At 50.7% G+C, this 12,839-nt stretch carries 6 protein-coding genes and 7 pseudogenes; 7 read left to right on the forward strand and 6 right to left on the reverse strand.

Annotated elements, in window-relative coordinates; genetic code table 11:
• From JCM10550_RS19940 to gyrA, 4 pseudogenes are all read left to right on the forward strand, one after another.
• Positions 1–437 (forward strand): annotated as a pseudogene (locus JCM10550_RS19940) (NAD(P)/FAD-dependent oxidoreductase); the annotation flags it as partial.
• Positions 438–486: 49 nt separating this feature from the next.
• Positions 487–800, forward strand: a pseudogene (locus tag JCM10550_RS15845) (hypothetical protein).
• A gap of 166 nt (positions 801–966) precedes the next feature.
• Positions 967–2,917, forward strand: a pseudogene (gyrB, locus tag JCM10550_RS15850) (DNA topoisomerase (ATP-hydrolyzing) subunit B).
• Positions 2,907–5,422, forward strand: a pseudogene (gyrA, locus tag JCM10550_RS15855) (DNA gyrase subunit A). The pseudogenes gyrB and gyrA overlap by 11 nt, the downstream one beginning before the upstream one ends.
• Positions 5,423–5,476: 54 nt before the next feature.
• Here the strand turns inward: gyrA and JCM10550_RS15860 are convergent.
• Entirely contained in the window at positions 5,477–6,271 is a 795-nt protein-coding gene (locus JCM10550_RS15860; protein WP_062400563.1) for a PEGA domain-containing protein, read from the reverse strand.
• Positions 6,272–6,546: 275 nt separating this feature from the next.
• Positions 6,547–6,812: pseudogene (locus tag JCM10550_RS15870) on the reverse strand (UPF0147 family protein).
• 90 nt (positions 6,813–6,902) lie between these two features.
• On the opposite strand from JCM10550_RS15870, the gene JCM10550_RS17690 reads away from it, so the two are divergent.
• Positions 6,903–7,271: an autoantigen p27 domain-containing protein gene (locus JCM10550_RS17690; RefSeq protein ID WP_281175444.1), complete on the forward strand. Its 369-nt coding sequence runs from the start codon at positions 6,903–6,905 to the stop codon at positions 7,269–7,271.
• On the opposite strand, the gene JCM10550_RS23865 is transcribed toward JCM10550_RS17690, so the two are convergent.
• From JCM10550_RS23865 to glyS, 4 genes and pseudogenes are all read right to left on the reverse strand, one after another.
• The gene (locus JCM10550_RS23865; protein ID WP_083475578.1) at positions 7,268–7,972 is read right to left on the reverse strand and encodes an ERCC4 domain-containing protein; all 705 of its coding nucleotides are present in this window, start codon (positions 7,970–7,972) and stop codon (positions 7,268–7,270) included. The two genes, JCM10550_RS17690 and JCM10550_RS23865, sit on opposite strands and share 4 nt — an antisense overlap.
• Entirely contained in the window at positions 7,969–9,240 is a 1,272-nt protein-coding gene (locus JCM10550_RS23870; protein ID WP_245619390.1) for a helicase-related protein, read from the reverse strand. Before JCM10550_RS23870 ends, JCM10550_RS23865 begins: the two co-directional genes overlap by 4 nt.
• Positions 9,195–9,575, reverse strand: a complete 381-nt coding sequence (locus JCM10550_RS23875) for a DEAD/DEAH box helicase (RefSeq protein WP_245619392.1) — start codon at positions 9,573–9,575, stop codon at positions 9,195–9,197. Before JCM10550_RS23875 ends, JCM10550_RS23870 begins: the two co-directional genes overlap by 46 nt.
• A pseudogene (gene glyS, locus JCM10550_RS15885) lies at positions 9,572–11,311 on the reverse strand (glycine--tRNA ligase). Before glyS ends, JCM10550_RS23875 begins: the two are co-directional and overlap by 4 nt.
• Before the next feature lie 136 nt (positions 11,312–11,447).
• Between glyS and JCM10550_RS15890 the strand changes: the two are divergent.
• Positions 11,448–12,086 (forward strand): response regulator receiver protein, encoded by a 639-nt coding sequence (locus tag JCM10550_RS15890; RefSeq protein ID WP_245619394.1) that lies wholly within the window; start codon positions 11,448–11,450, stop codon positions 12,084–12,086.
• 51 nt (positions 12,087–12,137) lie between these two features.
• Positions 12,138–12,814: pseudogene (locus JCM10550_RS15895) on the forward strand (metal-dependent hydrolase).
• Positions 12,815–12,839: the final 25 nt, after the last annotated feature.

The raw sequence follows: 12,839 nt of genomic DNA on the forward strand, positions 1-12,839 counted from the left end.
GGACCTATGGTGCCCGGACACTGTTTGTTGGTGATGCAGCAGGATTTGCAAAACCTACATCCGGGGGGGGCGTATATACCGGCGTACGGTCTTCACGACATGCAGCGGATGTGGCCGCGGTCTGTTGTGAAGAGGAACGATTTGATGATGCCTCCCTGTCGTCATATGGATCTCTCTGGAATGCTGATTTTGGGAAAGAACTGGATTTTGGATACCGGTTTCTCAGGATGAGATCAACGATTACCCCAAAGGATGTCAATGATATCTGCCGGACCCTGAACACACCGGAGATGAAACGGATGATTGTTGAATATGGTGATATGGACCGGCCAACCGAACTGGTGCTCCGGTTACTGAGAAATCCGACATTCTTCCGGGTGGCAAGCCGGGTTGCAAAAGCAGAAATCCGGGAGCTGCTTTTTGGCGGCAGGCGATAGGAGAGAGGCCCCACCAACATTTTTTCATGTCTGATGATGAGTAACTGGTATGGAAAGCCAGTTTGGACGGGGGGGTTTTATTACCAATCTCATGTTGATTTCAAAGCATTTTGCCCTTCCTCCGGAACAGGCCTGGCCGGGCGTAAGGATCATATGACCGGGATGCAGGTGCCAGAACAGTTTCGGGGGGGAACAGAAATTGAAGAACTGATGACGATGCTCCGGAAAAAAATCATGTGGCATCAGGACGGTACCATGGATAAAGAGGATGCAGAATCGGTGATACGCGTTCTCCGGAGACTGGTGGTTGCAATTGACCGAAATCTTGGCATTCCGGATCCTCAGGTCGGGAAGTATGACTGAGGGAGAGAAACAAAGAGTCAGCAACCATTAAAAGCTGAAAAAACCAATAATATATTAGTTAATTTCATTGGCATTTTTTATTTTGTCGGAGTGGAGATTGTAGTGGTATTTATGAAAAAAATGACTGATTTGTCTGAATTAACGGCAACATTCCGGAGTATTCTGAATGGTTGAAAAAAACGGATACACAGGTAGCAATATCACTGTTCTTGAAGGACTGGAAGCCGTCAGAAAACGTCCTGCGATGTACATCGGCAGTACGAATGAACGGGGGGGACTGCACCATCTCGTCTATGAGGTGGTAGACAATGCTATCGATGAAGCACTCGGGGGGGGTTCTGTGATACCATTACGGTTACCCTGACTGAAGACGGTTCCTGTATTGTTGAAGACAACGGGAGGGGGGGCATTCCCGTTGATATGATGCCAAAATACAAGAAGAGTGCTCTTGAGGTGGTGTTAACGGTGCTCCATGCGGGGGGGGTAAATTTGACAAGTCAACATACCAGGTGTCCGGTGGTCTTCACGGGGGGGTGGGGGGGGTATCTGTTGTCAATGCACTTTCAACTGAGTTGTCGGCCACGGTATTTCGCAATGGGAAAGTTCATTCCATTGCTTTTCATTCCGGGCATGTCACCATGCCGCTTACTGGGTGCGATCAGGAAAAAGATGAGCATAAGCGGGGTACCATCATCTGTTTCAAACCGGATCCGACAATCTTTGAAACCATTGACTTCGATTATGACAAACTGAGTTACCGGATGCGGGAACTGGCATTCCTGAATAAGGGTATCTCGATCACCATCGTTGACGAACGAACCGGGGGGGATTCCGATACCTTCCACTATGAGGGGGGGGTATCAGTGAATTTGTGACCTATATTATCGGTGAGAAGGAAGCGATTCACCGGGATGTCATCTATCTGGAATCAGAGGATCTGCCAAACAAGGTGCAGGTTGAAGTGGGCCTGCAGTATACCAGCGCGTATTCTGAAACCGTGCTGACCTTTGTCAACAGCGTCAACACCCGTGAGGGAGGTACCCATCTCGAGGGATTCCGGAGTGCTCTCACCCGGACGATAAACACCGTCGCACGGAATAACAATCTGCTGAAAGATATCTCTGTCCCTCTGCGGGGGGGAGAGGATGTCCGGGAAGGTCTCAATGCGGTGATTGCAATAAAGATTGCCGAGCCGCAGTTTGAAGGCCAGACCAAGATGAAACTGGGGGGGAACTCGAATGTCAAGGGCATTGTGGATTCACTGGTGTATCAGGCCCTTTCAACCTACTTCGAAGAAAACCCGAAGGTCATTCAGGTTATTATTGAAAAGGCCAAGAGTGCCGCAAAAGCCCGTGATGCAGCAAAAAGAGCGCGTGAACTTGCCCGCAGAAAGAGTACCCTTGAAGGATCCGGTCTGCCGGGAAAACTGGCGGACTGTTCCGAGCGTGACCCGTCAAAGAGTGAGATATATATTGTCGAGGGAGATTCGGCAGGTGGCTCGGCAAAACAGGGGGGGAGGGATCGTAAGTTCCAGGCAATCCTCCCCCTTAAAAGGTAAGATCCTGAATGTCGAGAAGGCAAACCCGCATAAGATTCTGAAGAATGTCGAGATTCAGACCTTGATTTCCGCCATAGGAACCGGTATTGCGGAAACATTTGATATCGAGCGCAGCCGCTACCACCACATCATCCTCATGACCGATGCGGATGTTGATGGGGGGGCCCATATCTGTACGCTTCTTTTGACATTCTTCTACCGCTACATGCCGGCACTGATCGAAAATGGATATGTCTATATCGCGCAGCCACCGCTGTATCGTGTTGCACGAGGGAAAAAGGAGTATTATGCATATAGTGAAGAGGAGATGCGTGAGTATGCAAAGGAACTGGGAGAGAAAGGTACCCACATCCAGCGCTACAAGGGTCTGGGTGAAATGAACGCCCAGCAGTTATGGGACACTACGATGGCACCTGCCTCCCGTGTCCTAAAACAGGTTCATATTGAAGATGCGAGTTATGCAAACGCGATATTTGAAAAGCTCATGGGCGATGATGTTCCCGCCCGCCGTGATTTTATCCGGCGTCATGCAAAGGAGGTGACAAACCTTGACATCTGATGAGAGAGGCCGCATTATTCCGGTCAATATTGAAGAGGAGATGAAATCCTCGTATATTGATTATGCAATGAGTGTGATCATCGGTCGTGCCATTCCTGATGTTCGTGATGGTCTCAAGCCTGTGCACCGCCGTTCCCTCTTTGCGATGGGGGGGGAAATGGGGAATACCCACGATAAACCGTTCAAAAAGAGTGCACGTGTGGTTGGAGATGTCATGGGTAAGTATCACCCGCATGGTGACGCTTCCATCTATGACACCGTCGTGAAGATGGCCCAGCCGTTTTCATACCGGCATACGCTGGTAGAGGGGGCAGGGTAACTTCGGTTCCATTGACGGGGGGGACTCGGCAGCTGCCATGCGTTACACCGAGGCACGCCTCGACCCGGTGGCAGAGGAGCTCCTGGAGGACATCAAAAAAGAGACGGTGGACTTCATTCCCAATTTCGATGAATCGCTCCAGGAACCGTCTGTCCTTCCGGGAAAATTCCCGAACCTCTTAGTAAACGGGTCCACCGGAATTGCGGTCGGAATGGCCACTAATATGCCCCCCCCATAATCTGGGAGAGGTCTCCCGTGCGATTGCGGCGGTAATTGATAATCCTGAGATCACCACCGAAGATCTGATGACCATTATGCCGGGTCCTGACTTCCCGACCGGCGGTATTATTCTGGGCACATCAGGCATCAAAAATGCCTACCGGGACGGAAGAGGCAAAGTCCGTATTCGCGGTGTCGCAGAGATTGACGATGAGGGGAAAAAGCCACGCATCATCATATCTGAGATTCCGTTTCAGGTAAACAAGTCCCGTATGATTGAGCAGATGGCAGCCCTTGTCCGTGAGAAAAAGATCGATGGAATCACCGATATCCGCGATGAATCGGATAAGGACGGTATACGGGTTGTCATTGAACTGAAACGGGCGTCCCAGCCACTCACTGTTCTGAACCAGCTGTATAAACATACCTCGCTTGAGACGACCTTTGGCATTATTAATCTGGCAATCGTTGATGTTCAGCCGAAAGTACTGGGTCTGCATTCCATCATTCACGAATATATCCGGCACCGGCGGGAAGTGGTGCGGCGACGTACTGAATTCGACCTGAAACGGGCAGAAGAACGCCAGCATATTCTGAAAGGGTTATTGCTGGCTCTCGACAGGATTGATGAGGTCATTGCAACCATTCGTGCCTCAAAGACCAGTGAGGAGGCCTCCACCGCACTGGTTGAACAGTTTGGTCTTGATGCAGTCCAGGCGGATGCCATTCTAAAGATGCAGCTTCGCCGCCTCGCCGCCCTTGAACACCAGAAAATATCTGATGAGAAGGACATCCTGGCCCGCGAGATTGAAGGATATTCCACCATTCTTGCGAATGAGAAGAACATTCTTGCTGTGATCCGGGAAGAAATTACCGTTCTTGGGGAGAAATACGGCAATGACCGAAGAACCAGGATCGCTCCGTTTGAGGGTGATATCGATAAAGAGGATCTCATTGAAAAGCGGGATATGGTCGTTTCCCTGACCGGGGACAATTATATCAAGTCAATGCCCCTTGAGACCTATCGTGGTCAGCACCGGGGAGGGCGGGGCATTATCGGTATGGCAACAAAGGAAGATGACGTTGTGCGTACGGTATTCACTGCCAGCACCCATGATTATCTGCTCTGTTTCACCTCTGCCGGCAGGGTCTACTGGCTGAAGGTATATGATATTCCGGAAGCAAGCCGCACCGGCCGGGGGAAGGCGATTGTCAATCTCCTGAATCTCAATGAAGAACGGGTTACGGCGATCATCCCTGTTTCAGAGTTTAGTGATGACAAGTTCTTCCTCTTTGTGACAAAGGACGGCATGGTTGTCAAGATTCCGCAGGCAGAATTCTCCCGTCCCCCCCGTGCCAACGGAATCAACGCCATCACGCTCCGCGAGACCGATGAACTCGTCCATGTAAAGAGCATTGATGCAATCAGTGATCTGATCCTTACCACCCGGTTCGCAGAGTCTCCGGTTTAATATCGAGACTGTGCCGTGCGCCACCGAAATGCACTGGGTGTCATCGGCATCAAACTCCGCTATGGTGATATGCTGCAGGATATGGCGGTCATCGAGAAGGACCATCTGCTGACGATTACCCAGCGGGGATATGGCAAAAGAACTGAATTTGATGAATTTATGGGGCATGGCCGTGCCACCATGGGTGTCAGGAATATTCAGACCGATTGCTTAGCAGGCGTTATTTCTTCAAAAGCGGTATCGGATGATGATGAAATCCTCCTGATGAGCAGTTCAGGTATTGTGATGCGGACACCGGCATCAGAGATTTCCATTCAGAAACGCGGGACGCGTGGTGTCAGAGTTATGAAACTCGATGATGGTGACAGTCTGGTTGGGTTTACGATTGTTAAACCCGAACCTGAGGAAATTGAAACCGGGGGGGTCGAAGCCGAGGCTGGTGTCGAAACAGACGGTGAAGCTGAAAACGAATCTGAAAATATGAATGAAAATTAATTAATTATTTTTTCTGAGTGCAGTAGAGTGCCAGACCAGCAACTCCTGTGCTTATTATCGGGATGATGGGGGGGATGTTGGTGTAGCCGTCTCTGATGCCGTGCGGGTGGAAGGATACAGGTTTGCGCTTATTTTTTCCTGTTCATTCTCACTGACATCAACACTCACGTCCCAGTCTTGGTATCCTGCCAGTTTCAGGTTGATGTGGTAATTGCTAGGACCCAGTTCCCGGATAATCAGAGGAGTATGGCCTTTAAATTCATCATTGATGTATACTTCGGCATTCGATGGTGTGGACTGGATATTGATCGAACCGTCATATGGAGCGTCGCGTATCTCCATCCGTGCACTGATGGTAACCGTTTTTCTGGCAAAGATTTCAATCTCGCTGTTCCAGTCATAATATCCATCCTGTTTTAATGATATGGTGTGTATGCCTGTCGGAATGTCAGTGATGACCCGGGGGGCGATGCCGGCATAATTCCCATCGAGGTAGATGGTTGCTCCGGCAGGTGTGGATGAAATGTCCGCATTTCCTTTGTAGGGTGTCAGGGTCGCAGAGATTGATGTGGTTTCACTCTCTTTGACCACCATTGAACCCAGCCATGAGACATATCCGTCTTTTTGAATCTCAATGGAATAGGTTCCGGGGGAGTAGCGTCCGGTCAGGTCGAGAGGGGTATCGCCCTTGTAAGTCCCTCCGATATACACCCCCCCTGCCCCCCCGCTGGGGGACGATGTGATGAGAATTGTCGGGGGGGGCCCTGCCATTGCAAATCCTATGATAACATATATCGCGATGAGGAGGCAAAGCAGGTTTCGTCCATGCTGCATGTCTACAGATGTCATATAGTGGTGCCTACGCCGGACAGGAATATATGTCCTTCTCCTTCGTCTGATGACCGGGGGGGATTATGAAAAAAGATGCCCCCCCACGGCATTGTGCGGGGGGGATTTTCAGGTGGACATGCAGCCCGGAAGGGGTATGCCTGTATGACCGGATCAGGGGGATGGAAACGGAACGGAATAGTCTGTGTTAATTATATACTGGTACCTGAAATCCCGTTGCCGGGAAGAGATACACAGCATAAACATGTCGTGCAAAAAACAAAATGAATATTTGTTTAGTCCAGTGGTATTGTCTCTAACTGGGAGACCAGTTCCCATATGCGTGTACGGGCATGGACGGCATATTCGGATCATTACTGATTTCATCAATAATAGATATTGCCGTTGCTGCACGCAGCCCGAGTGGTTCGGATTCTTTCGTAAGCACTTTACGGGTATCATCTGCGACTCTTCTGATGTTGCGGGGGGGTATCGTATTATCTTCCATCATCTGTTGCAGCATCATTACACAGTTTTTGATTGTTACTTCTGGGTCAGCCATAATTCCACCTTCGCAGTATACATTTTTGTAATAGCATATATAAGATATTTGAGAAACCGGAGAAAACAGATGAAAACTGAAGATGAAGTCATGGCCTCATATCTGCTGACCGGAGGGAGAATGCTTTCTGTGACATGTGATGACTGTGGTGCTCCATTGTTTGAGATCGAAGGGAAACAGTGTTGTGTTGTCTGTAAGGAAATAGGTAAACCGGGGGGGTTTCAGAAGATAATACGCAGGATCTGCCGGAAAAATCGGAGGCGCCCAAATCTCAGGTTCAGGCAAAAATTTCACCATTATCAGAGTCGGTTACGGAATCTTTGGAAAATGCCATCTGTGCGCTGTGTAAAAAAGCAATGGACGCGTCACGGTCTGAAGACGCGAAACTGTATATGGATGCCGTGCGCGCAGGAACTGATGCCCTGCAGGGACTCAAAAAATCGTCAGATTATTGATTAATATTTTTTATGGGAGAGGGAGTGAATCACTCCCGATATTTTTTGGCCGATTCCCTCAACGCTTCTGAGTTCCTCCTCTGATGCCGAAATTACTGCGGAGAGTGTGCCAAAGTGTTCAAGCAGACTGCGGGCCTGATGGGGGGGACCAATGCCCGGAAACGCGGAAAGGACATATTCCAGCTGTTCTCGTTCTGAATGGTATGACTTATGATGGTGCATTGACGGGCGGCCCGATGGCTCTCCCTGTTCCCGGTTCATGAGCACGTAGAGCATTTCAGCCGTCTCCTCAGGCCCTGTCACCATGAATACCGATACGCCAAACTGGACGCTGATGGCAGCAAGGGCACCACGTATGGCATTGGGTGCGATGTTTCGCTGGGCATAGATGTCGGTCCCTTCGATGATCAGCACCGGATGTTCACAGGCATCTGCCATCCGCTTCAGTTGTCCCAGCAGATCGCGTTCTACGAGCGTGTCAACAAAGTCCCGTGCCGTCTTTCTTTCCACGAGCATCCGGTTTCCGATGGCATAGTCCCCGTATTCAAGCCGGGTGATTTCAAGGGAAATGCTCTCGTTTTTATGGAGCCATTCCACCACGGCAGATGAGGTCTCCCGGTCATCGGCGATGATCGTTTTTTCCGGTTTGTACTCATCCGCATGGATCTTCCTCTCCGGTTCGCAACCAAAATCATTGATGCTCATCTGCTGTTTTTTTCTGCCGGGACATAAGGACTGCTGTAGGGCACTTTTTTCAGTGAAGAGATGCCTTTCTGCATGGATTTTTCGCGTGAATGGCTGATCCAGCGGTAGGTTTCATCAGCGGTTCCCTTGGTGACAAGCACAATGATGTTGCCCGCACCATGCCTCCCGGTTCTGCCTTTTCGCTGAATGCTGCGGATCTCTGACGGCACGGTCTCGTAGAATATCACCAGGTCGGTGGAGGGCACATCCAGCCCCCCCTCTTCACCGACGGACGTTGAGACCAGCACTTTAAACGCCCCCCCTTCCCGGAATCGGGCGAGGGTTGCCAGCTGCTCTTTTTGCGATAGCCCCCCCTTTTCGGTGTCACGGGTTGACTGCCCGACAAAGCGGTGGCTCTCAATGCCTGCATCGGTGAGTTTTTTCACGATCAGGTTGACCGTGTCGCGGAACGTTGCAAAGACGATGATCCTGCTGTCCGGGAATGCTGTAATCTGCTCTTGCACGATTTTTACAATATATTCCGGCTTTTGCAGCAGTTCTTCCTGCCATCTCTGGGCCTGATATGCCAATTCCTGGAACTCCGGATCCTGTGAAAGACGGATACTGGCCTTTGACGCCTTGGGATCGGCTGCTTCCGCCAGAAGTTTGAAAAGGTAGTGTCTGAGCGGTTCACTCCCCCCCTGTGTTTCGGCAAGGGATATGGCGTGGCGGAGTTTCATGCACTCGGCATGAATGGACGCCCCGGTAAATCCGGAAGGTTCCCGTTCTTTGATGTGTGCCTGCACCTGTGCCGATATGGCGTTCATGGCCCTCATCGATAATTTTTCCGGAGAGGGGACGGTATATCCCAATCCGGAAAGCATGGAGAGGCGGGAGGCAAGAAGCTGGTTTAATGTTTTGACGATCTGTTCCAGTTTTGGGGGTAATGGAACGGAAAGATAACTAATTTCCCGTTCGTGGATGTAGGGTTTAACGTCAGGGTCGGTGTCGGTGCGGCTTTCCACTCTGCCCACCATCAGGTTCTCACATATTTCCTGGACCTTCTCCCGGTTACTGCCGGGGGGGGAGGCAGTCATCGCAAGGAGAAGCGGATTCTCTGCCTGCCGGAAGTAGTCCTGTGCGATGAACACGTATGCATAGTTCCCGACCGCCCGGTGGCATTCGTCCACAATTAACAACGAGACGTCATTGAGGCGATACCTTCCGGCGAGGCAGTCATTTTTTATGACCTGGGGGGGGTTGCAAAGATGCAGGTGGCGTTCTGCCACTGTTGTATCCGTTTTTTGCTGGGTGTTGCACCGGTGAACATCGTAAACAGATCAGCATTGTTCCCGTTCTCCTCTGCACCGTTCACCCGGAGATATTGTGAAAAGAACCGGTAATGCTGCTCAACGAGCGGTTTCGTTGGTGCTACCATGACAACCTTCCCGCCTGCGTTCAGCAGGCGCGAGGCGGTTACGATCAAGGCAATGGCGGTCTTGCCAAGACCCGTTGGCAAAACAACCATGGAATTTTCCTGCAGGGCTGAAGCTGCGATGGAAAGCTGATATTCGCGTCTTTCAATGGATTCAGGTTTGATAAAAGAGTGGGAGAGATAATTCATATCTTACTGCCCGCTTCTGAGAACGGCAGGGTTCCCTCAATCAGGCGGGAAAGAGTTTCAGGTACAAGGCTGATCGGAAGGCGCACCTGCTGCATGCTGTCTCTCTCACGCAGGGTGACGGTATCGTCTTCCCGTGAATCATAATCAACGGTGATGGTGTAGGGTGTGCCGATCTCGTCCTGCCGCCGGTATCTCCTGCCAATCGCTCCATTGTCATCATATTGTGCAAGGATGCCGTGTTTTTGAATACTGGCCGAGAGTGCCTGTGCAATAGTGTCAAGCCCGTCCCTGTTCATTAACGGGAATACTGCCGCCTGTACCGGAGCAACCGCCGGGTTCAGGTGGAGAACCTTCCGCACCTCTCCTTCCACATCCTCTTCTTCGTATGCATGTTCAAGGGTGCAGTAGATGATACGGTCGATTCCGTAGGATGGTTCGACGACATGTGGCATGACTTCTTCACCACGCACTTCAACGGTCTCTTCCCGAATCTTGTAGAGGTCTGGCGGGATAAATAGTTCATCTCCGTCAACGGTAACGGTTGCACCGTCAGGACCTGGTGCAGACTCTTTCAGTGCATCTGCGACTGCCTTTGCCTTTCCCCCCCGGTAGTGTGTCCCAGTGCGCCCATATCGGGCACAATTGTCCTCCGGTTTTCGTGGTGGACGGTATCATACGGGATAAAGACCGTGAAACTGTCCCCGCTCCCTGTGGCATGGGCCTTCAGGTCATAATCCGTACGGTCGGCAATACCTACTGCTTCAACCCAGCCAAAGCGCTCTGAAAATATTTCTGCATCCCAGCAGTCCAGAGCATAATGAGCACATTCTGTCGGAAGGTGCTGCCGGAAACGCAGTTTATCTCCATTGACCCCCCCTACCTGTGTCAAAAATTCATGAGTCAGTGCAATGTAGTAGGCCACATATTCATTTGCAACAAGCCCTGAATCAACCGCTTCACGCATGGAGACGGTGATGGGTTTGATGTCCTGCATCTGCTGGGTCTGTCCCCCCCACAGGGGAATGGTGTAGTCTGCATACCGGCTGAAATCAGGATGATCCTTGTGCTCCGGGTGAATGAAGATCTCCGCTTCTGCTGGGTAAATTCACGAAGGCGGATCATGCCCTGTCGGGAGATATTTCATTCCGGTAGGATTTGCCTATCTGGACGGCACCAAAGGGTAATTTCTCCCGGTAAAACCGTGACAGCCGATTGAAATCCGTAAATATTCCCTGTGCGGTTTCCGGACGCAGGTAACCTGTTCGCTGCGAACCCGGACCGATGGTGGTCTGAAACATCAGGTTGAAGTAGAAGACATCCGCGTTTTCGATTATTTCACCGCATGACGGGCAGGGTAGCCCGTTAATTATTTCTGCGAGTGCTTTTGGACTTAAGGTATCTGCATTGGTGGTGCCATGCTCTTCGGCGATGTGATCTGCCCGGTGATACTCCCTGCAGGAAGGGCACTGGAACATCTTATCCGCAAATCCCTTGACGTGGCCGGAGGCAACATAAATCGATTCAACGCCAACGGTCGGTGCTTCGATCTCATAGTAACCCTCGCGTATGATATAAAAGTCACGCCAGATATTTTCGATCTTCCGTTTCAGCATTGCCCCCCCAAGGGGGGGACCATAATCAATGAATCCGGCTACGGCCCCATAACACTCTGAAGACGGCCATACAAACCCGCGTCTTTTTGCAAGTTCCATTACATTATCGTAGATATCGCCCATTCTGGATCACTGCTGTCCTCTATATTCTACGCGTGATTATAAAATATATTTTAACGAGCACTCTATTTTGTATTGCACAGAAGAAAAGCCTTATATGGTATCATACACATTATAAAGCAGATTCCGGTGATTGCGTATGCGGGAAAGCAAGAGTAAGAAAAAGGAAAGAATGAACCTGCGCAAAAAGGAGCTTCTTGACCTTTTCACAGACATTACCAACAAGACTACCATTGTTGAACCGATGAGAAAGATTCACGGTACCCTCCGTGACAAGGAAGCCATTGAACGCGAGGTTGCTCTGATCATGCGGGAGATTCTGGACAAGGGCCATTTCAAGACGAAACTTCCTCCCCCCCGTCAGCTTGCCCAGCTTGTCTGTGCATACTATGACGGCAAGAATGATACCGAAATTGCCCGTGTGCTTGACGATGAGAAGCTCTCAAAGACCGTTGCCCGTGCCCGTGTCCGGCTGAAGTTATTCCGTGAACTGGATTTCAAGATGCCGTTTGAACGGGCCCGTATGGAAGAACTGCTTGACTCGGGCAAGACGATGAAGGAGATCAGTGAAGAACTGGGTATCAGTCCTTCAACCCTGCGCGAGTACCGGCATGTGATTGAGCAGGAGCGCGACCCTACCTTAGATCCTTATCTGGAACGGATTCGTGATGTGATGGAGGATCGTGACCTGACCGAATCGATGACCGGCGGACTCAATAATGACGGACTTGCAGAAGCAATAGACATCACGGAAGCGGAACTGGCTGATATCAGCTGAGATATATCCCATCTCAATTTTTTTATATACGGTCTGAATAACCACTATACCATGAAGATAACATGGTTTGGTCATTCATGCTTTGTGCTTGACGGCTCAAAGAGAGTTGTTATAGACCCGTTTGTCCCCGAAGGAAAGGTTCCCGAGGATGTGGATATCGTTGCCGTTACGCATGGACATGGGGGGGACCATTTTGGAGATACCCTGTCATTTTCTTCTGCACCGGTTGTGGCGGTAAACGAGATTGCACGGTGGCTGCAGAGTAAGGGGGGGATGACTGCTGAAGGCATGAATATCGGGGGGGGACAATTGAGGTAGAGGGTGTTCGGTTTACGATGACGCCTGCGCTCCATTCATCCTGGCTGGAAGCATCAGAAGAGCATGGTTTTTATGGAGGGGGGGTGGCTGCCGGGTTTGTGATACGGATGGATGGTCATGTCATCTATCATGCCGGGGGGGACACCGGACTGTTTTCCGATATGAACCTGATTCGTGAACTCTATCACCCGGATATTGCCATACTGCCCATTGGCGGGAGGTTTACGATGGGGGGGCCCGACGAGGCACTGATGGCCGCGGAATTTGTGGGTGCCGGGACAGTCATCCCGATGCATTACAATACCTTCCCGCCCATAGAGCAGGACGCAGACCGTTTTAAGAAAATGCTGGAACGGACCACCGATATCCGGGTACAAATTCTCTCACCCGGTGAAACAATAGAAATATGAAAAGCGGGAATCCCGCTCTCTATAA

The sequence above is a fragment of the Methanogenium cariaci JCM 10550 genome (assembly GCF_001315945.1).
Taxonomy (GTDB): Archaea; Halobacteriota; Methanomicrobia; order Methanomicrobiales; family Methanomicrobiaceae; genus Methanogenium; species Methanogenium cariaci.

Coding starts and splice junctions, on each gene's coding strand:
- JCM10550_RS17690 (WP_281175444.1), top strand. CDS start 6,903: ATGGCCTCATATCTGCTGACCGGAGGGAGAATGCTTTCTGTGACATGT.
- JCM10550_RS15890 (WP_245619394.1), top strand. CDS start 11,448: ATGCGGGAAAGCAAGAGTAAGAAAAAGGAAAGAATGAACCTGCGCAAA.
- JCM10550_RS23875 (WP_245619392.1), bottom strand. CDS start 9,575: ATGAATTATCTCTCCCACTCTTTTATCAAACCTGAATCCATTGAAAGA.
- JCM10550_RS15860 (WP_062400563.1), bottom strand. CDS start 6,271: ATGACATCTGTAGACATGCAGCATGGACGAAACCTGCTTTGCCTCCTC.
- JCM10550_RS23865 (WP_083475578.1), bottom strand. CDS start 7,972: ATGAGCATCAATGATTTTGGTTGCGAACCGGAGAGGAAGATCCATGCG.